This is a genomic window from Pullulanibacillus camelliae (assembly GCF_014642655.1).
Taxonomy (GTDB): domain Bacteria; phylum Bacillota; class Bacilli; order Bacillales; family Sporolactobacillaceae; genus Pullulanibacillus; species Pullulanibacillus camelliae.
In genome coordinates this window covers 1-22,477 of sequence record NZ_BMIR01000033.1, presented here as the reverse complement: position 1 = coordinate 22,477, position 22,477 = coordinate 1, and the positions used below count along the sequence as shown (strand labels likewise).

Annotated in this window: 11 protein-coding genes and 1 pseudogene; 3 read left to right on the top strand and 9 right to left on the bottom strand. The window is 39.0% G+C overall.

Going from position 1 to position 22,477, the window contains the following annotated elements:
- From IEW82_RS19140 to IEW82_RS19130, 3 genes are all read right to left on the bottom strand, one after another.
- Positions 1 to 565: LCP family glycopolymer transferase (locus IEW82_RS19140; RefSeq protein ID WP_188698878.1), on the bottom strand; the 565-nt coding region annotated here is incomplete at its 3' end.
- A 604-nt stretch (positions 566 to 1,169) separates the two neighbouring features.
- Complete coding sequence (locus IEW82_RS19135) at positions 1,170 to 2,312, bottom strand: glycosyltransferase (RefSeq protein ID WP_188698877.1); 1,143 nt, start codon at positions 2,310 to 2,312, stop codon at positions 1,170 to 1,172.
- Positions 2,284 to 3,729 carry an O-antigen ligase family protein gene (locus IEW82_RS19130; protein ID WP_188698875.1) on the bottom strand — a complete coding sequence of 482 codons (1,446 nt, stop codon included), beginning with the start codon at positions 3,727 to 3,729 and terminating at the stop codon, positions 2,284 to 2,286. Before IEW82_RS19130 ends, IEW82_RS19135 begins: the two co-directional genes overlap by 29 nt.
- A gap of 815 nt (positions 3,730 to 4,544) precedes the next feature.
- Between IEW82_RS19130 and csaB the strand changes: the two genes are divergently transcribed.
- Genes csaB through murJ form a run of 3 tightly spaced genes read left to right on the top strand, consistent with a single transcriptional unit; the run spans position 4,545 to position 8,391 of the window.
- The gene (gene csaB / locus IEW82_RS19125; protein ID WP_188698873.1) at positions 4,545 to 5,696 is read left to right on the top strand and encodes a polysaccharide pyruvyl transferase CsaB; all 1,152 of its coding nucleotides are present in this window, start codon (positions 4,545 to 4,547) and stop codon (positions 5,694 to 5,696) included.
- Complete coding sequence (locus IEW82_RS19120; protein ID WP_188698871.1) at positions 5,668 to 6,837, top strand: glycosyltransferase family 4 protein; 1,170 nt, start codon at positions 5,668 to 5,670, stop codon at positions 6,835 to 6,837. Before csaB ends, IEW82_RS19120 begins: the two co-directional genes overlap by 29 nt.
- Before the next feature lie 36 nt (positions 6,838 to 6,873).
- Positions 6,874 to 8,391, top strand: coding sequence for a murein biosynthesis integral membrane protein MurJ (gene murJ, locus IEW82_RS19115; RefSeq protein ID WP_188698869.1), 1,518 nt, complete (start codon positions 6,874 to 6,876; stop codon positions 8,389 to 8,391).
- A 1,018-nt stretch (positions 8,392 to 9,409) separates the two neighbouring features.
- On the opposite strand, the gene rfbD is transcribed toward murJ, so the two are convergent.
- The 6 genes and pseudogenes from rfbD to IEW82_RS19085 form a co-directional block, all read right to left on the bottom strand.
- Positions 9,410 to 10,258 (bottom strand): dTDP-4-dehydrorhamnose reductase, encoded by an 849-nt coding sequence (gene rfbD / locus IEW82_RS19110; RefSeq protein WP_188698867.1) that lies wholly within the window; start codon positions 10,256 to 10,258, stop codon positions 9,410 to 9,412.
- Entirely contained in the window at positions 10,255 to 11,247 is a 993-nt protein-coding gene (gene rfbB / locus IEW82_RS19105) for a dTDP-glucose 4,6-dehydratase (protein ID WP_188698865.1), read from the bottom strand. The genes rfbD and rfbB overlap by 4 nt, the downstream gene beginning before the upstream one ends.
- A 731-nt stretch (positions 11,248 to 11,978) precedes the next feature.
- Positions 11,979 to 15,356 (bottom strand): glucosaminidase domain-containing protein, encoded by a 3,378-nt coding sequence (locus IEW82_RS19100; RefSeq protein WP_188698863.1) that lies wholly within the window; start codon positions 15,354 to 15,356, stop codon positions 11,979 to 11,981.
- 908 nt (positions 15,357 to 16,264) lie between these two features.
- Positions 16,265 to 17,149 (bottom strand): sulfotransferase family protein, encoded by an 885-nt coding sequence (locus IEW82_RS19095; protein ID WP_188698861.1) that lies wholly within the window; start codon positions 17,147 to 17,149, stop codon positions 16,265 to 16,267.
- Between the two features lie 14 nt (positions 17,150 to 17,163).
- Positions 17,164 to 20,682, bottom strand: coding sequence for a bifunctional glycosyltransferase/CDP-glycerol:glycerophosphate glycerophosphotransferase (locus IEW82_RS19090; protein ID WP_188698860.1), 3,519 nt, complete (start codon positions 20,680 to 20,682; stop codon positions 17,164 to 17,166).
- A gap of 314 nt (positions 20,683 to 20,996) precedes the next feature.
- Positions 20,997 to 22,199: pseudogene (locus IEW82_RS19085) on the bottom strand (CDP-glycerol glycerophosphotransferase family protein); the annotation flags it as partial.
- Between the last annotated feature and the right edge of the window lie 278 nt (positions 22,200 to 22,477).

Genomic DNA, 22,477 nt, shown 5'->3' with positions numbered 1-22,477 from the left:
GGGAACCAAGCGAAGACATTCGCGCGGTAGCTGGAAAAGCGTACAAATTTAGAGTGCCAGAAATACTGGGATGAATAGGGTACCGAGAAAAGTTTGACACAAACTCTACCGTCTCAATCGTTGACTTCTCTGCGCCGTATCCATTTGTCGCACCATATGCATAAGCGGAGTTAATTTTATCTAAAGTTCCATTACGCCCTGCAATGGGGACTCGAGAATCACGTGGGATGCTCAATAACATCATTTTTTTCGTATCTGGATTCAAGGTCGCAACAATGAGAGTGTCTGTTCGACCATCCTTCCCATCTGTTGCATAATCCTCAACCCCCATAAGTAAGATCGATATGGGATTTTTCCCAATTGTCACGTTTTCCTCACGATACTGTGATTTGTCACGATCTATAGGTTTGTATGATTCTTTAGCAGCATGATATATGTTGGAAAAAGCATAAGCTCCATAGCCGGAACCTAATAAGACAATCAATAGAACAACCAAAACAATCGATTTGACAATTCTAGACCTTTTTCGCTTTCCGCCCTTTATTTCACTTCTCGAATTCCCCATATTAAACCCCTTTATCTTTAACTCTGCTTAGTCTTTAAACTTTAATATAACATAAAATCTCTTGGCTAATGTAACAATTTTTTATAAAAAGATTACATGTAAATTAAATATTTGTATAAGGTGAAAAATATATCAGCTTTTGGGGAAATTTGTATAGTTATCGGAAATGGTACATAGATTTTCAAGGTGTTATTTAAATATTTGTATAAAAATGTAAAAAATAACAAGACTTTAGTCCTACCTAATTTAGGAAAAAGGGCCTTATTCCACCACCTTAATCAACTTTAATTTCTTTGCGATTAGATTGACTTGGCATTTTATTAAAAGATATATACCCCCTTTGTTAGACTGAAGATGCCTTTGTTGCTTGGGTTACTTCTCGTTGCGCTCACATTTTGGATTGGTTACGTTACACAGGGCTTTTGTTAAAATGGCCGCCTCTTTTGTTGCGTTGCCTCAGGCTTTTGTTAACTCGCCTCTCTCTTTTGTTCCGCTCACACCTGGATTCGGAAACTTGCCTCCCGGATTTGTTTTCTAATCGGAAACTTCGTGCTTTATTTGTTGCGTTCCGCAAATTTATAATTCTGACATTACAAGAAAAAGCTCAAACAGTTGGCTTACACTGTTTGAGCTTTTTATCAAGGGTAAGTTGCCTATAGGTCTGGTTGATTTTATCAACGAGGCGATGCAAAGAGTATTGCCTGGATGCTTTTCGGAATAGATTGTCTCCGATCCGTGATAGTTGACCACATTCTTTTAAGTGCATGGCATCGGTAATGGCTTGGACAAGTGCCTTTTCATGCTTTGGAGGCACAACCCAGCCAAGACTACGGTCAGTGATGAGTTCATTCACACCGCCTACATCTGTTGCAATCACGGGGACATGTGCTTTGGCTGCTTCTAATACGACAAGCGGGAAGCTCTCGCTAAGCGAGGGCAAAATCTTGACATCAGCAAGTGAATAGAAGGGCTGTACATCCTTTTGCTTGCCTACAAACAAGACATGCTTTTCAATATGAAGCTCCTGGGCAAGCTGTTTAAGAGACGCTTCTTCCCCGCCATCCCCAACGATCACACATTTTATATTTGTTTTACCCGCTTCTTCTATGATCTCATGCAATGCCTTTAATAAATAACAATGGCCTTTAACTGGGTGCAGCCTTCCGACCGTGACAATAACGAAATCACTGTTTGAAATCCCAAGCTCATGACGGGTAATTTTTCTCTTGACGGCACCATAGAAAATCACGCCATTATATATAGTTGTAATATGGCTTTCCTCAACGCCCATTTGATTGACGATATCCCTAAAGCGCTGGGAAATGGCAAAATAATGATCAGCGGCCTTCAATACCTTTAAATGAACACGGGTAAACATCCAACCTTTTATTCCACATCCCATGAAATCCAGCCTAGGATCACTATGTATGGTTGTGACCCATGTGAAGGCATATGTTTTTTTCAAGAGATAAGCAAAAACATTAGCGCGTGGACCGTGAGTATGCAAGATATCAATTTGCTGTGACTCCATAATTTCCTTTAAACGCCGAATCACACTGAGATCATATCGAGAGTGCTGCTGCAAATAAAAAACCTTTACCCCCAACTCCTCTGCTCTTTCTGGAAGTACACCGTGATCAAAAACTGAAAGAAACACATTCTCCTTATCAAACTGGTCCATTAAGGGTAACAGATGACTCATTGAACCGCCTTCTTCTTTACCCCCGATGAGATGAAGTATCCTCATGCTGTCTCTCCTTCTGATTAAGGTAACCTACATAGCCAAGCAGGATGAAAAAGTAGAAAGTAAATATTTTGTTTTCCCAAATGTTGTAATATAGCCCAGCAATGTAGACGCCCAATAATAGTGATAAAACAACCACTGACATCTGCGTTTTTTTTCGTTGTTTCCACAGTTTTGTCAATAATCCAAGTAAGTATACGGCGAAGAAAATCACACCTGCGATGCCCGTTTGTACAATGATTTGAATGTATTGATTATCCGCATAGAGATTGGGGTTCAAATGATAAGTTTTATAAAGTGGTGACCCATAAGCCGTTGCTGCTGAATCCCCGTAAGTGCCAAAGCCTGTCCCAATGATGGGCGAGTCTTTAAAAATTCTGAACCCTTCCTTAACAACATAAAGTCTGCCACTGTTCCAGCTTTGCTGTAATGTCTGCTTATCAAAGGTTTCCGCCATCCGTGAGTGAGCATCCGCCTCCTCGTTCTGTTCCATAAGTTTGGCATGATGTGACTGCCCCGAAAGCCCAATAGGTAAGACAAAGAAAATAAAACTACATAAAAGAGCTGCAGCAATTGGAATGATCACCTTCACTTTTTTACTGATCAGCAGATATGCGATGAAGGTTACTCCAAAAGCAATCATGGTGCCGCGCGAATAAGTCAGAATAAACACTCCCGCTATGAGAACCATGCCAATAAAAGGGATGAGCCGTGACCATCCCCGCCAATAAAAATGCCATAAAAATAAAGCAAGAATAAAACTCATCGCCAAATACATAGCCAAGACATTCGGATTATTAGGCAGGCCGTATATTCTAAATTGATTAATCGCAGCTAGCGTTTGTGTTTTCCAGACTTCTGGTAAAAGCCACCTTCTGAGGGACAATCGCTCAATGAAGCCATGGATACAAATCAGCATCGCTATACTAAAAGACACCCATAAAAAAACAAGCTTATCTTTGTGATGTATCGTCTCAAGATGCTTTACAGCGTAATACACAAGAAACATAAGCAAGAATGCCCGAATTTCGAAGACGATGGAGCCCAAAGACACTCCAGTGATTAAAGCCGCAATCACTCCAACAGCAATAAAAGCTAAGAACGCCCACTCAAAAACAGAAAGATGACAGAATGTCTTAAAAGCGTGACTGCGAATCTTTTCATAAGCCACTTTTATAAAAATGAGAATAATTATTGCGTCGCCCATAATTTTGAGCGCTGGATTAAGCGTTATAAGCAAGGGGCGAATAGGAATATATACCGTCAAAATAACTAACCCAATTTTAGGCTTTAAAAAAGCTAACCCCATAAACAGCAGGGTTGTCACCACTGCTAAAGCGGCTATTGGAAAAATGAGACTTAAGATAAAAAAAAGAACGCCTCCACCTAACAGCACTTTTATGAACCCATTAAACTCCATGAACACGTTTCCCCTTTATCAAAAATGAATGTCTTTATGGTCAACTTGATCATTATTTGTTGTTTCCTAACCATGGCCATTTTAGTCATGCGTTTAATAAAAAGAATGCTGGTGGAAGTATACTTCTAAGAAATCGGAACAGAATGGATAAGAGGATAAGTGTGATTTAATAAGGATTTCAAGCCAGCCTTATTTGATTTAAAGATGAGAAAAACCGGGCGAAAAGCATGCCCAGTCCTTGTCCTTAGCAGAGAGCATCAGCCAATATGAAAGAGGCTTCATTGTCTGGTCTAGTGGATGGGAGCGCAAGGCGCGAGATTCGGAACACTCTAAAACCATGTGTTCCTCGGGCGCCGCTGACTCATGATGCGCAGACTAGAGTCCTGCGGGAAGTGGGAGATCGGTAGACCCCCGCAGCGCGAGAAGGCTTACCACTCCCCCACGGAAAGCGAGCGGCCTGAGAGCGGAATCGCGCATCGTCCTCGTGACCAGAAATTTTATACATTCTGATCTTTTAAGAAACGCCCCCCTTATTGGCATTAATCGATTAACTGAAAATGCTTACGAGAAAAGTGTGGAGTGGCAGAGGGTTATTGTCTCATTTCTTATTACTAAGCAACGTTATTTTTAGAAAATTTGGCTCGCACCGCTTCACAGAGAACTCCTGATGTGATTTCAAATCACACACTAAGGTTGCCGTCAAGCATAGATGGCGAAAGTCAAGGCTAAACGTATAGTCTCTTCCTTTATGAGTGTCAGTGAAGGTATACATTTTAACAAATAATATCGTGAATGAAAGATAAGGAGGACAAGGTGTGAAGGTTGTCCTTTCAGGTTTTTATGGATTCGGAAATACCGGCGATGAAGCGATTTTAGAAGCGATACTTACCAATCTAAAAACACGATGGCCAGAGATGGAGATCACCGTGTTTTCCTTTTCACCCGAGATGACATCTAAAGCACATAATGTGCGCAGTCTCTATCGCGGCTGGCGTCAAGATACATGGCAGAAGCTTCGCGCCCTGCGATCAGCCGATCTTTTGATCAGTGGCGGAGGAGGCTTGCTTCAGGATACCTATGCAACGGGGATCATCTCTGGACCTTTGCCTTATTACTTACTCATCACCTATTTAGCCAAACGCTGTGGAACTCCTGTCATGTTTTTTTCACAAGGCATTGGCCCTATCACTAGCAAGTATGGCAAATGGCTCACGAAGCGTGTGGCCAATAAAGTAGATCTTATTACCGTTAGGGATGCGGCTTCAGCAGAAGCATTGGCCACGCTTGGTGTGCACAAACCACCAACTTTTGTCACAGCTGATATCGTCTTTGCTTTTCAAGAGCGTCCAGCAAGTGCCAAGGCTCAAAAAATCATTGACACCTTACCGCAAGCAACACTAGCGGTTTCTGTCCGCCCTTGGTTTACATCGAATACATACATTCAAAGACAGTTTGCCACGATCCTTGACGCCTTGATTGAGGAAAAGGGCTGCCATCCTCTTTTCATTTCTATGGAAGGCCGCCATGATTATGAGGCATCTCAAGCCGTCATACGTGCAATGCAGCATCCTGAGGCTTGTCTATTGCTTGAACCTGACTATACACCAAACGATTACATCCAATTCATCAAGGCCTGCCAGCTCACTTTAGGCATGCGCCTGCATTCGTTGATTTTTTCAACACTAGCTGAAGTCCCTTGCATTGGATTTAGCTATGATCCCAAGGTAGAAAGCTTTTTAAAGCTGATCGATATGTGGGAGCAGTCGGTTGCTATTGAAGAGATTGATACGGAAAAAGTGATTCAAAACAGTCTTAGCATTCTAGACGAGCATAACCCGTACAAAATCAAGATGAGTGAGGCCAAACGGACATTAAAAAACAAGGCCGAGGAAAATCTTGAGCTACTCAATGACTATTTTTTGAAACGGAGTTTATCATATGAAGATATTGTTCACGACCATATTTGATTATCCTCATACAGGGGGATTATCAACTCATGTAACGACACTAAAAGCTGGCTTAATGGAGCTTGGACACGCGACGGAAGTCCTTTCATTTAGCGATATCCCGCAAGCAACCCAACGCTTCACCGTGCAAGGGCCGAGCTTTCTACTCAATCGTCTGCAATCAGGAAAAGGGTTTGTTTGGAGTCAAAAAAGAAGGCAGGAGCTGCTCAAGTCTTTATTAAAGGAAAGGGGCAACACATTTGATCTCGTCAATGCCCAAGACGTTTTTGCTGCCCTAGCCGCTAAGTCTCTTGGCCTGCCAACGGTGCTGACAGCACATGGATATATGGCACGAGAGGCCCTGAGCAAGGGGGCAATTTTACCTGATAGTCCCGAAGAGCAAACGCTTATTGATGTAGAGAAGCAAGCCTATACAAGAGCTGATGCTATCGTTACAGTGGACAAACGCATACAAGAGTATATCCAAGAACTCGCACAGCGCCAAGCACATGCGATTAAAAACTTTATCAATGTACAGGACTTCAAGCCCGATAAAGCAAATAAAAAGGAAATTAAAAAACACCTGAATTTGGACAGCTTTGAATTTATTCTATTTGTGCCGAGACGACTGACTCAAAAAAATGGTGTCATACTTCCTGTCAAAGCACTTCCAGAGGTCCTTAAGCATCATCCTTCAACCTGCCTTGTCTACGCTGGCGATGGTGAAGAAATGACGACCTTGAAAAGCACTGCTCAGGAGCAACAGGTGACCAGCCAAGTGCGCTTTCTAGGGGCCGTCCCTCATGAACAGATGAAGGATTATTTTAGCGCAGCAGACGTCGTACTCATCCCTAGTATCCACTCAGCTGGAGTTGAAGAAGCAACCTCTATCGCCGCATTAGAAGCCATGGGGTCTGGTACACCGGTTATTGCCGGGGCGGTCGGTGGACTGAGAGAAATCATCAGCGATCATCAGGACGGCCTATTAGTTAGGGAGCGGGATATTCAAGCGTTGGCCGAAGCCATTGTCACTTTATTGGCGGATTCTGTGCTTAGAGAAAAGTTAGCCACTCAAGCACGTCAAAAAATCGAGGCTGAATACTCGCACTTAACGGCTGCGAAAAGGTACCTCGCCGTTTATGATACTGTAAGAAAAACATAGCATGCTAACAATGCTAGAGAGCAAGGGGGAGAGAGAATGGCTCAATTTAGGAAAACAGCAGTGATTATCATCCTATTAGCATTAGCTCTAAAGCTTGCTGGCTTTTTAAGAGAGAGCCTCATCGCCAAACAATTTGGTGCCACCCATACAACGGATGGGTTTCTTCTCTCCTACACCATTCTCACTCTTTTTATGCTTATCGTCTCAACTGGCTTTAACAACGTCTTCCTGCCGTTGTACGCAAAACTACGCGAAACAGAGCCTGAAGCTACTGATCGTAATGCCAACGGGCTGCTAAATCTATCTGTACTTATCTTTGTAGTGATGGGTTTTCTACTTTTTTGGATCGCACCATTTGCCGTACGTACGTTATTTTATTTTATGGATACGTCAACTCGAGATACCGCACTTGACGTTGGGCGCTTCTATAGCCTTTATCTCGTCCTATGGGCATTGACCGGCGTTCTTGAGTCCTACCTTCAAGCAAAATATAGCTATATTCCTACTCATATCGCTAAACTATTAGGCACCTTATTTAGTGCTGTCTTTGGCTTGTTTTTTGCTCAATCCCTTGGCATTATGAGTTTTGCCTATGGCTTTGCCTTTGGCACCCTTGTCGGAATTATGATTCAAGCCATAGCATTACTTAAAGGACATTTTCACTGGTTGCCCACCATATCTATTAGTGCGGAATTTCGCAGGCGTTTTCTCCTTCTTTTATGGCCAGCATTACTGAATGCGGTTGTGGCTCCCTTTAATGTGACCATTGATAAGCTCTTTGCCTCGACAACAATAGGTGGGGCAGTCACTTATTTAAACAACGCTTCATTAATTGTCAGCATTCCCAATGTTATTTATACAACAACCATCGGCGCAATAATTTTTACTTTATTAACGGACAACCGCCGCTCCCTCTCTACCTTTATCCGCATTCTATCCCGTGGAATCGAGTCAGGCATGCTGATCTTTATGCCGCTTGCTGTTGGCTTGGCTCTAACTGGCAAAGAGGTCGTTGCTCTGATCTATCAGCGCGGAGCGTTTACACATTCTGACACCCTACAAACCTATATTGTCCTTGCTTTGTACACCCCACTCATTTTTACGCAAGGCATCCAAATGGTGGTGGCCAAGGCGCTCTATGCTTTAGAAAAGACTAAAACATTATTAAAAATCAGCTCGGTAACGATCGTGTTTAACATTGTATTTAACGCCCTCTTCATGAAATTCTTCGGATTTAAGGGGTTGGCTCTTTCCAGTACCCTTGTATCCATTTATTATCTGATCGCATCAGTCTTAGCCTTGTATCGTGCAATGGAAAGGGTGCATGATTTAAAAGATGTGAGTAGTGCCTTTTTCCGTACACTGCTACCAACCGCGATCATGACAGCAGGCGTACTATGTTATAAAGCTTTTGGCGCCCCATTACTTCCGCCACTCTCAGGCCTACAACTCATTATCGAAGTGCTCATAGGGGTTATCGTATACGTCTTTTTTACATATGCCCTTAATAAAAAAGGCTTCCAAACCCTTTGGCAGATGATTAAGCGGAAGTAATAAATAAAAGTAAAGGAGCTAGGAAAGTAACAATAAGCGATGAAGAAAGGCACGGATTGAAACAAGTAATGAAGAGGAATACAATAAAAACCGCCAATATAGTAACAAGCACGTTTCAATTTAACAACAGCCCCCTGCGAAATAACAAAACAAGCCAAGGTTAAGATATCCAAAAGAGAACAAATCTGAGGAGCAAATCTCCGAATCCAGGTGTGAGCGAAACAAATGGCGGAGGCAAGCAGAACAAGGGAAGTGGACATTTTAACAAATACATGGCGCAACGCAACAAATAAAACCCAAAGTTAACAAGTCCTGAGGTCGAGCTTCCGAATCCGGGTGTGAACGGAACAAAAGGGAGAGGCGAGTTAACAAAAGCCTGAGGCAACGCAACAAAAGAGACGGCCATTTTAACAAAAGCCACCCCCAAGATAACAAATAAAATCCGAAGTTAACAAAAAGAAAACAAATCCAAGGGTCAAGCTTCCGAATCCGGGTGTGAGCGGAACAAAAAGAGAGGTGAGTTAACAAAAGCCTGAGGCAACGCAACAAAAGAGGCGCACATTTTAACAAAAGCCACCCTCAAAATAACAAATAAAATCCGAAGTTAACAAAAAGGGAACAAATCCATGGGTCAAGCTTCCGAATCCGGGTGTGAACGCAACAAATGGCGGAGGCATGTTAACAAAAGCCTGAGGCAACGCAACAAAAGAGGCGGCCATTTTAACAAAAGCCAGCCCAAGATAACAAATAAAATCCGAAGTTAACAAAAAGAGAACAAATCCGGGGATCGAGCTTCCGAATCCGGGTGTGAACGGAACAAAAGGGAGAGGTGAGTTAACAAAAGCCTGAGGCAACGCAACAATAGAGGCGCACATTTTAACAAAAGCCACTCTCAAAATAACAAAAGCACATCACCTTTTTACAAAAAACACCGCACTATTTAACAAAAGCTCGTCACCTTTTAACAAATAGCTGAAACTGCCACCCCTTCTTTTAAAATAAAAGGAACAGTTTCTCTTTAGTTTTTAAAGACAGTGTTCATAAACCGGTCTAAAGCGTTTTGCCAGGTTGGAATATGAAAGCCTGTCTTTTTAACTTTTTCTAAAGACATTACCGTATATTTTGGTCGCTTTGCTTTTTGGACAAAGGCTGTAGAATCAACGGGCTGGATGTGAATGGCTTTGTCTTTGAGAATGGCTTTAGCAAATTCAAACCAAGTGGCCTCACTGTCGTTGGAAAAGTGATAAATACCTCCTGGGACTTTATGTTCGATGATGTAGCGCATGAAGGCAGCAAGATCCTTGGTATATGTTGGTCGGCCATGCTGATCATTGACAACCGTTAGAGTTTCCAGCCTTTCAGCAAGGCGAAGCATCGTATAAACAAAGTTCTTTCCATTTTCACCAAATACCCACGACGTTCGAATGATATGGGCACCAGGAAGATGTTTATGAATGGCTTCCTCTCCTGCTAACTTGGCTGCACCGTATTGATTAAGAGGATGTGTCTGATCCTCCTCTTTATATGGGCCGCCTTTTTTGCCATCAAAAACATAATCCGTACTTATATAGATTAGCTTGGCACCAATGCTCGCCGCCGCTTGGCTGATATATTTCGAGCCATCCCTATTGATCAACCAATTGAGGGACTTGCCCTCATCCTCCGCTGCTTCTACATCGGTGTAGGCTGCGCAATGCAAAATCCAATCTGGCTTTAACTCCTGAATTTTATTCAACACTGCCTTGGCGTCTGTAATGTCCAGCTCTTCTTTAGAGAAGGGGAGGACATCATAGTACCCGTTATGTTCAAAGAGAGAGAGGACGTCTTGCCCAAGCTGTCCTTTGGCACCCGTGATGATAATCCTCATTTTTTATTCCCCAATTTGGCACGTTCTTTAAGAGGGCGCCACCAGTCTTCATGTTTGATATACCACTCAATGGTTTCAAGTATGCCGTTATCAAAGGTATACTTGGGCTTCCAGCCTAATTCCGTTTCTATTTTAGTAGGATCAATGGCATAGCGCCGGTCATGTCCTAGGCGATCTTCAACATACACAATCCTTTCTTGCGGTAAATGAAGTTGCTCGACAATAAGATGAACAATTTCATTATTGGTCCGTTCATTATGCCCGCCAACATTGTAGACCTCACCAGGCTGCCCTTGATGAAGCACGAGATCAATAGCCGCACAGTGATCAAAAACATGCAACCAATCGCGAATGTTTTTTCCGTCTCCATAAATGGGGAGGTTCTCACCATCAAGGCCGTTGGTGATCATCAGTGGAATTAATTTTTCAGGGAAATGATAGGGTCCGTAGTTATTCGAACAACGCGTAATATTGACATTCATGCCATAGGTCTCATGATAGGATCTCACGAGCATATCAGCAGAGGCCTTACTCGCTGAATACGGACTGTTTGGAGCGATGGGGCTCGTTTCCGTAAAATATCCCGTCTCACCTAATGAGCCATAGACTTCATCGGTTGACACCTGTACATATTTTGCGAGGTTATTGGCCTTTGCTGCATCTAGAAGAGCTAACGTCCCTTGAACATTCGTTTCTACAAATACTCCCGGGTCGAGAATACTGCGATCCACATGAGATTCCGCGGCAAAGTTAACGATCGCATCGATATTATACGTCTGAATCAACCAATCGACGAGCTCACGATTGGTAATATTCCCTTTAACAAAAGTGTGGTTGGGGTGATCCATGACATCATCTAAATTATGAATGTTCCCAGCATAGGTTAATAAATCAAGTGTAAGTACGTGGTAATCAGGATGCTCTGTTAAAAGATGGCGAACAAAATTACTGCCAATAAACCCTGCCCCACCCGTGACGATAATATGCATATTTAGCCCTCCCAAACAAAATTATTGTCAGCATCCTTAAACGCAGGATGTAAACCGTCTTTTTCAGAGACAATTGAATGACTTACTTGTCAATTGATAGCCCAATCTTTTCCTTCCAAGCCATACTCGCCCTCATTCTCAGTTAAATTATATTCATTTATAGTATAAATTACGTTCATATTTAAGTAATGGTGTTGATTCCTGCTAGAACATCTGAACAATTTACCCTCTTTTAACAAATCACCTTTGGCAACATCAGTTGGTGAAAAATGAAGGTCTTGACACAAGGATAGATTATGTTCAGTAAGTGCAAAATACCCACTAGTCACAATTATTGCGAGATTTGCTTTAAGATAAATACTATGCGATCCTTGTGTAACTTACTGTAGTGCTATAAAAAACCAAGGAATTTAAGCCACAAATCATTCACAATAAATATGGGGTCCCATCAACAGGGGCCCCATGTCTTATTCTAACACCAATGCTTACCCAATAAATAATAACTTACAATAAAGGGTTAAATGATTTCCATAATATTACAAAAAGTGTGTTTGATATTTTCCTTTAATATCATAGGTGGTAAGGCGGAAAATTAATTCCATATTTCGGATATACTCTTTTAACAAAATTAAGATTAAGGTCATACACAACCTCTTGTTCTCAAATTAAAATATTAATTATCATATAGATATTTTGTTAAAATAACCTCCACTTATATACGCTCATTTATCCTAAGAACTATAACTAGGCACATCAAAAACCCAATTGTGATAAGCTAGTAAATCATACAGCTCGGCGATTTCATCGGTTTGCTTCACCGCCCAACCAATATCTGATGCATATTGATGACTCGCTGGGGAAGCGGGATTCCACCTCATCTTGTATAGAGTATCTTGTCCATTATGAATATAATTATCTGAGATCCATTGTGCACCACCTAATATCGCCTTAGCTGGAGTAGTCCACCCCTGCTGGTAGGCATACTCAGCACCACATGAAACGGCACAGTGATCTAAAGCACTTATTCCAAACATATTATAGACAGTCTCACCATTGTACTTCACACCAGAGGCCAAATCAGATGTCCCATGACCAGTTTCTAAAAAGGCATGTGAGATTAAATAAATTTCATTAACATTATATTTCTTAGCAGCATCTATAAAAGCTTGTGCTTGAGAAGTTCCATCTAGACTCCCATTGCCCTTAAGTAATTTCTGTGTATCATTTAGACTAAAAGTAACTGCGTCAGAGAGTTTTAGAAATTGGAAATAGTCATCAGAATTTTTATCAAAATTGTCAGGATCAACATAATAAATCACTTGATCTTCAGTTGCCTCTTCCCAGGAACCTGAACCAAATTCTATCTCATACCAATTTTTATATTGAGGATCATCGGTACTCACCTGCTTAATAATTCTAACCTTGGCTCCTGGAAAAATGGATGAAATACGTTCACCGGTAGTCGTACTCGGCTGGCTTCTAATAAACCAACCACTACTGTCTCCTTGGATAGTCCCTACTGAATTTTTGATATTACCGATAGCCGTTACACTTATATACCCAATTTTTTGATCGGTTTGAGGATTCACTTTCATTTGTTTACTTACCATGTTATATAGTGAATAACCGTATTGGCTCATTTGGTCTATTACAGAATCCAAATCACTTTTTCTAACATAACCGACACGGTTTGAAACAATCACTCGATACCAATTGCCATAATCATAATCATTCGCCAAGGGAAAACTTTCTCCTTTATTAATTGTAGCGAATGGTACGAGCGTACCAGAAGAATTGTCGTAGACTTGTAGATTTTTTACAGTTTGAAAATCAGCACTCGAAATCTTATACTTAGTATTTAAGTTTTTTAATGATTCCCCATCATTAGGTAATGTTGCATTTTTTTCAATATACCCATATTCATCCCCAAACTGAATCCTTTGCCAATTGCCATAATCACTAACCCTCTGATAAACCTGTCCCTTTTCTAAAGACCCTACCTGTATGAGGTTTTTACTTCTTTGATTATTATAGACAGGTACCTTATCTTCGGCTACTTCAAAATATTTAGCATCCTTATTAAATTGAACTAATACATCGTCTTCGTTAACATAGCCTACACGTCCTGATACTAAAATTCGATACCAATTGCCATAATCACTAACAACTGGGTACTTTTCACCTTTTAGAATGGAAGCAAAAGGAACAAGTTGTCCAGAGGTATTATCATAAACGAGTGTATTTTTAAGTACAGCCACCTCTGCATTAATATTCTTATAATTTTTATTAAGATTTTTTATAGACTTTCCGTCATCAGGAAGTGTGTTAGATTTTTTTACATACCCATAACCATTTTCAAATTGAACTCGATGCCAGTTTCCGTAATCACTGACTCTTTCGAAAGCTTGTCCACCTTCTAATGTACCTACTTTAACAAGTTTAGAGCCACGTTCATTATTATAAACAGGCACACTCTTTTCTGTAACTAAGAAGAACTTATCATTATCTGTAAAATTCATTTTTTGAACTTCACTTTTTCTTATGTAGCCTATTCTTCCGGAAACAAGAACACGATACCAATTGCCATAGTCATAGTCATCAGCTAAAGGAAATTTTTCACCTTTCAAAATTGTGGCAAAGGGAACTAATCCAGATGAAGAAGAATTATCATAAACTGTAACGTTCGTTAAAGCTTTTATATTCACGGAGCCATTTTTATACTGACTGTTGAGATTTTTTATTGCTTTACTGTCAGATGGTAAAGTGGCTGATTTACTTACATAACCGTATGCATTACCGAACTGTATTCTTTGCCAATTCCCATAATCACTTACTCTTTGATAGGTTTGATTATTTTGTAAAGTACCAACCTGAACAAGTTTTGAACCTCTTTGATTATTGTAAACGGGTAATCCCGCTTTTTCTGATTCAAAGTACTTGTCACTGTCACTAAACTGAATCAATACATTGCCTTTACTTACATAGCCCACTCGGCCAGAAACTAAGACACGGTACCAATTGCCATAGTCATTCACAATAGGATAGGTTTCACCTTTCTTAATTACTGCAAAAGGGACCAAAGAGCCTGATGAATTATCATAGACTGTTGCTTCTTTCAAAATTTTAATAAGGTTTTTAGTGTTCTTATAGCTCTTATTAATATTCTTCAAGTCATTACCACTCGCAGGAGTCGTTTGACTCTTTGCTACATAACCGTATCCATTTTCAAATTGGATTCGATGCCAATTGCCATAGTCACTAATTCTTTTATAAACTTGTCCCTTTTTCAATGTACCTACCTGAACAAGTTGCGACCCGCGCTCATTATTATATACTGGTACATTATCTTTAGTAGCTTTAAAATAATCATTAAATTCAACCTGTATTGTAGCTTTTGCCAAAGATTTTTTCTTTGCTTGGTTAGAGGCGCTTAGAGACTGTCCATCCTCTGTCCCAGATTTCGCCTTATTTCCTGTGGAACTACCGGATTCACTATCAGCATGATCATTATTGGGACTTTCGAGATTATCCTTATTATTATCATTTACATCATCGGTTGAAGGGCCACTATTATTGTCTTTGTTGTCAGACATTCTAGGTTTACCCGAAGTATCAGACTGAACTGACTCGACATTATCTTTACTCAAATAACCTATTTGATTTCCCATGACAATCTGATAATTACCATCCCTATTAATAGAGTCATAGGGATACTCAATACCTGCTTTCAACAAAACAAGCTTTTTACCTTCTGAAGTGTAAACAGCAGTATCTTTCAACAATTTAATGGTTCCAATAGATTGATTCTCAGCCAGCTCTAACGATTTTTTTGGACTATCAGCGAATGTTAAATCGTCCTTATTCAAACTGGCTAAGTGATCTCCCCACTGGATATAGACTTTTTCATCCGTCACTTTAGAATAAAAAAGTGAGGAACCCGCTGGTAATACTGCTAACTCCTTATTATCCATAACATCATAAATAATTGATTCTGAAGAAGAGACTAAGCTACCCAGCGGCTGATTTGTTTTAGTATCATCTGCAAAAGCCAACCTTGGAAGAACAAACACCAAAACAGCAAAAAAGACTAGAGAAATAAGTTTCTTCATTTTCCCCCTCCCTCTGTAATACTCTTTAAAGCTTTCCATATAAATTGTCGAAAGTCGAAAGGTGAAAAAGTCTACAAAAATAATCTTCTTACTATGTCCCTAATTTTTCAACACGTTATAATCTAAAAATTGTAAATATATATTAAAGGAATGTTAACACTATAAATTTGATGAAATTTAGAAGTAATTACTAAGGGAGAGTTCTTCTTCTAATTGTTAAGCAAGGAGGGAGACTTTAATATAAAAGATTCATAGTAATCATAGTAGCTTGCTAAAAAGGTTTATCTTTATATTCAATTCACCATTGTATTCGTAGGCTTTGGTTGAATGATTTAGTTTAAACCATTAGCGATATCTTGGTATGAGAAACCGCATTTGTGGAGACCTCGAAGCCTCCACATTCAAGAGTTAATGCCATAGTTATTAGTTTATCCTGTCTAATCGTTTATCCATTATATAATCTCACCTAAACACGCGATTTTTGAGAGTAACCTCTAAGCTCTGTACTTATTTATTTTAAAAACCAGCTGTCTAATGATTGAGATAATTTAGAGATGGATAAAAAATAAAACCATGAAACAGGGGAAAATAACTTCTGTCTCTCTTTGTTATTAGACTATGAATGCAAAATAAAATGTTAAAGAGAAAATTCAGTAAAAAATATGTAAAGTGAAGGTTAAATTTTATTTAAAGAGTGCTGTCTTATATCAAAAAGCTTTGAGTGGGAGCTATTGTGAAGTGACTTTTTTCAAACAAGAATGATAAACCATTTGAAAATTTTCTAACAGGCAAAAAAGCAAAATGCAAAATGCATTCTGCTTTTATAGAAATATTATTTGTTTGCTAGATTTCTCTACAACCAAAATCAAAAGGGCTGGGTTTAGCAATTCTATTTTTTAATCTTTATGCTAGACCTTCTTACCACTTTCAATTAGTGAGTGATAATGCCTGCTTATTTCATCTTGAAATTCTTTTGAATCGAAATACAGTCTATCTCGTGAGGCCTTTAAACAAATATGGTATAAGTGCTTGATATTATCATCGATGTTCTCATCAGCTTCTAATTCATCCACAGTGGTTCTTAAGTGTCGTAAACCCGGATCAACAAATGCATCGAGTTTGCTTTTTATTGAATCTGTATCTTCTGGTAAGGCAATATTAAACACTTCGGCCACTTCCAAAAGGCTTTCATAACTTTGATCAAGAAAATCATTGTAATCAAACATCACACGTTTATCCTTGTCGGTTTCCATTAACACAACCAATGTTCTCATATACCACAGTCTTAGTGACTTATCCACCTTATCGTTATAGGCTTCCTTAAAGGAATTAGCGACATCAATTGGATTACGAATCATGATAAGATAGTAGGGATCCATCTTTAATTGACTTAAAATATCCTTCCAAAGATCAAGACATTCACAATTCCTTGGATCCTTCCATGCCCACATTGTCGATTGAGAAAATTGAGTTTCTGTCACTTTCCGAAGTTCTTCCTTTAATGGGGCAATCTTTTTATTATTATTATACCAGCCTCTGGGATAAGGACGTTGATACCTCATAACCTCATTAATTTGTTTCTGAATTTCAACGATCGTTTTATGTTCATAAAAGCCTTTAGGATTATTTTCATTGGTTTCTATAAATTCATTACCGATATCAACACCGATAAAATTTAAAGTTTTCGTAACCATAGAGGTCCCGCATCGCCCTGAGCCAAGTACAGCAATCGCTTTTGTTCTTTCCCCAACTCCAATCATTTTACTTAACTTTTTTAGTATTCCTTCTGACAAAAAACCACCTCATATTATTTTAGATTGAATACTTTTTCAACAACCTGTTTACTCGCATTGCCATTATCAAATTCACAAAACTTATCCCGAAAAGCTTCTAATTTGCTATTATAGTGGTCGTGATAGTGATCGAGCGTTTGAAGGGCATCAATAAGTTCCTCATTTGTCTTAACAAGGGGTCCAGGCGCCTCTTGTTCCAAATCGATATAGAAGCCTCTGAGCTGATCTCTATAGTATTCAAGATCATAAGTGAAAAAGAGGATGGGCCGACTTAAATTAGCATAATCAAACATTACAGAAGAATAATCAGTAATAAGTACATCAGACAAGAGATAGAGTTCCTGTATATCACCATAAGAAGACATGTTATATGCAAAGCCTTCATATGATGAGATATCTATATTGGTAGCTACAAAATAGTGAAGGCGAAGTAATAGGATATAGTCATCACCAAGTTCATTCTGCATTTTTTCAATATCGAGCTCGATGTTAAATTTATTTCTAACCCTCCACGTTGGCGCATATAAGATAACTTTCTTATCTCTTGGCAGATTCAATTTATCCTTTAACTGCTCAATAAATTGCGGATGGTTATTACGATAAAGAACATCATTTCTTGGAAAGCCCACTTCTAGCATTTCTTTTTCATACAAAAAACAGCGCCTTGAAATCTCTGTCATATAAGAGCTTGGTGAAATCAAGTAATCCCATCGCCTGCAACGCCTCAAGAACTTCTCTCTCTTTTCCTCTGTTTCATTTTCCCCTGGTACATCAAGCCCCATTGTTTTTAAGAAAGTTCCATGCAACGTTTGGACCTCAACTGCTCGCTTTCTTTTTTTGTAAAAATCAGGAAAATTAGCATTGTTAATAAAATACTTTGCTGTAGCCATGTAATAATAATATTTTATCGAATTTTTCCTTACAGCCATACCCTTTGAGTTAACAGGGGTATTTTCATTATTCAATGTCCAGATGAATTTATACTTGAAGCCATGCTCTTCCATATAATCAACAATTGCTCTTGGATTGCAGGTTGCCGATCGTCCCCAGTAGCTTTCCAAAACGACGGATTTCTTTTTCATGGGAAGATAGCGAAAAAGTTGGTAGAAAACTCTTCGGGTAACTTCTTGTCTCCTTGGCCCGCGTTCAAGCCAAGGCCATTCAAGGATGATCTTAATGCTCATATTTCCTTTAGACGTTTTGTAAGGAATGTGCTTTAGCCTTGAAAAAGAGTGATGAATGAGGGCATCCTGAATTCCCTCTTCAATAAACACTCTTCTTTTCATGCTCTCATCTAATCCCTCCTCCAAGTGCCCTTTGACCTCAAGATAGACATTCCATTTCCCCAAGTCAAGTAAAGCCTTATCTTCATCTGCTCTCTTAATACTTATATCACTTGAAAAATACCAATATCCCTTTGATTTTTCATCCAAAGTACATGACGAATAAACATTCTGACCACTTTCGACATGTTGTAAGATCAATTCGGCATTATTGATATGATCAAACTGCGCAAAAGCCTCTTCTGCCATCCTTAATTGAAGATGTAGGGTGGTTTCCGTCCAACGCATTTGGCATAGCTTCGGTGTTTGTGGTAAAAAATCTATGATTAAATTTCCTACACCACTAGGCTTCATCCGAACCTCTTGTTGTCCGAAGGAAATGATATCTAATTTTATATTTGGATGTAATGTGGCTGGAAGATAAGCATCATCATAGTCGATATAGCACGTCCAATCACCTTCTTCTGCCATGGTGGATAATTCGTTTAAATCGACAACCGCTTTAAACCCTTGTTTATCCTGTAGCTCTGTATGAGGCTGCTCCAAAAACTCAAGCAATGGGAAATAGCTTTGCCTCGTCCGATAATTGTAAAGCAATAAGCTAACTTGTTCATCGCCATACCGACTCCAGCCTTCAATGATAAGCTGATGCCCCTCTGCAAAAACCTTTTCAATCGCATTGAGTATAGGGGAAACGTCAATGTAAAAATCCCATTTTTTGTTATAATCTACTTTTAAACGTTGACCGTCTAAGGAATGATAGGGAGGACGGGGTTTTTTCCCAGAAACAGGGCCTCCCGCACGAAATGTTCGCTCAAGTCCATTGACATTTAAAGTAAACCACAGCTCCAGTCTTCCTTCACCCAATTCACGAATCGCTTCATCTTCAAAATTGATGGCAAGTTCATACCCTGACCAATGATAATTATAAAGCCTTTTTAAGGGTCTTCCCTGCAATCTAACACCACGCTTATGCGTGACATCAGGACGCTTTACAACGGAAACAGGAATACGTATACTCTTTTCTGATTGTGGATTAAACAGCTTTGCTTCGAGAGTTATTTTATGCTTCGATTTCATATCAACATATTTGATATAGTTAAATCCAACAATATGCAACTGCTTATTTTTCCAATAGACCCTGTTGATTTTCGGAATAACTTCCAACTCATTATTCATTATAAATAAATGTTCTGGAAGCTCGTCTCTAAAAGGAAAATCACCAATATATAACTTTCCCTTTTTCAATACTTTCCTATGTCCTAGCTCTTGTTTCTGAAAGGTGAGAACTTGAAAAAACCTCTCTTTATCATTTTCCTTCACGAAGTAATATTTTAAGCGATCAATGGCATTTAACTTATCCAATGTCTTTTCGGGAATTGTTTTGAGATATTCCCCTACCCTAGTAAAAAATACTTGTAAATAGTCATTATTCACTTCATCAAGTTGATTGAGATATAGAAGGATATCTACATTTAAGGATTTATAAATAAAGAGGTCATAAAGCGCTTCTTCTACATGATGCTCCCGAAGAAAGTGATCTACCATTCTAACGACTGTTAAGCGATCTACAAAGTTTTTTATTTCATATCGCTTTTGTGTAATCGATTGATCGTTCCCCTCACGCTCTCTCCAATAATAAATGACGTCCTCTAATATGTCTGTAGAATGCGATAGAAAATGAGCAGGAATGGTCACAGGAATGTCCTCGTAAAGAATACCTTCAGGAAACTTAAACTGATGATGCTCCCAAAAACTTTTCTTATAAAGCTTATTCCAAGCTGTTGTGTCGTACATTAAGTCTGGGTATCTAGAGATATGTGTATTTAGAGTCGTTTCGGAGAAGACCTTTTTATGAAGTCCCGATTTAAATATTTTTGTAGAATTAAAGCGTTCAACATTCCCAACAACAATATCAGATCCCGTTTGCAGCGCTGTCTCATACATGAGTTCATAAGCATGAGCCGCTACATAATCATCAGAGTCTAAAAAGATAATATAATCGCCAGTCGCTTTGGTTACTCCAAAATTTCTGGCCTGTCCAAGACCTCCATTTTCTTTATGAAAGGATTTGAAATTAGGAAATAATTTAGAGTATTTTTCCATTATATCCGGACTATTATCAGTTGATCCGTCATTCACCATGATGACTTCAATATCCGTTAATGTCTGCTGAACAAGAGAGTCGAGACATGCTTCAAGATAAGGTTCTACATTAAAAACAGGTACAATGACACTAACCTTTGGCACATTAAGTCACATCCTTAACACATCAGTCTTTCTATCCATTGAATTACCTTTTTTGGAAGATAAAATGTTATAGGAATTTAAAAAAATATATAAACCCACCTATTTCATAATATTCTTTACATGTCTTCCAATTTATGACCGTTCAAAATTTATTTTGCTATTATTACACTATATTCTAAGTTTTTTTTAAAGATGATTCGTCTACTTTTTATGTTAACAAACCAATTGCCTTCATTTTTTTTTGTGTGAAAGATTACATATAAAGCAAAAACAACTTCAGTGACATGCTGAAGTTGTTAAACATAATAGTATTTTTACTTAAAAATACGCTCGACGACTCTACCCGTCGCCTGCCCATCCTCCAAATAACAGAAACGCTCATAAAAATCTTGAAATTGCTTTGACGCTTTAAATAATGCTGGATCAAGTTCATTTATCTTTTTAATGACTTCCTCTGTTGTTTTTACGAGAGGTCCTGGAGCCTCTTTTTCAAAATCAAAATAAAACCCTCTTAACTTATCACGATAGGTCTCAATATCATAAACATAAAAGATCATGGGTCTTTTGAGATTCCCGTAGTCAAAAAAGACGGATGAATAGTCGGTGATAAGTAGATCAGCAATCAAATAGAGGTCACGAATATCTTCATAATTAGAAAAATCAAAAGCAAATCCCTCGTACGCTGATAAATCCAAATTCTCAGCAATTAAATAATGCATCCTTAAGAGAATAATATACCTATCCCCTAATTGTTCCTGCATTTGCCGCAAATTAAGTTCTAAATTGAACTTGTAGCGGCCTACAGTATAAAACTGATCATCGCGCCAGGTAGGGGCATAAAGAATGATTTTTTTATCGGTTGGAAGCCCACATGCTTTCTTTATTTGCAATATATTGCTTGGATGATTCTCCTCATATAAATAATCATTTCTTGGATAACCGGATTCAATCAATATTTTATGAAAATTAAATGCACGCTTAAAGATAGTAGATGAATAAGCATTTGGAGAAATTAAGTAATCCCATTTACTTGCTTCTTTATGAAAATTTTTCTTATACGCATCGGTTGTTGTGCCCGGCATATAAACTTCATCCATATCTGAGGCTAGACGCTTTAAAGGAGTGCCATGCCACGTCTGAACATAAATGGTATGCTTCGGCTTAGTCATCCATAAAGGGAGTCTACTATTGGTTACCCAGTATTTAGAACGGGTCATTAATAATAGCCACTGAATGGTAAAACGCCGTACATGTGGAATATTTTTTTCCTTAAAGAAGTGTTGATAGCTCCGATCGACACTCCACTTCAATGTATATTCCGGATGGTGTTCCAACATGTATTCATAAATGGCTCTTGGATTACAACTGTATTGCTTTCCTAAATAACTTTCAAACATCACCATTTTTTTATTTACAGGTAATACATTGCCACACCATTTAAAAATAATGGAATACGCATGTAAGAACAACTTATTTTTCTTTAAGCGGCTTAACACCTTTTGGGTACTGGATAAAAGTGAGAAAGGCTGAGTCGTAGCCGTCTGTTCGGAGGAGTCAGCGCATAAAATTTTCTTTCCACTTTTAAATACCCATTCATCTGTAGGTTTCAATTCAATGACATCCTTTTAAAGAATTATACTGGCTTCTATTATATAATTCGTTTCTCGATTAGGAAAGTCACAATTTGAACTTGTTTGTGTCAAACTTTTCTCGGTACCCTATTCATCCCAGTATTTCTGGCACTCTAAATTTGTACGCTTTTCCAGCTACCGCGCGAATGTCTTCGCTTGGTTCC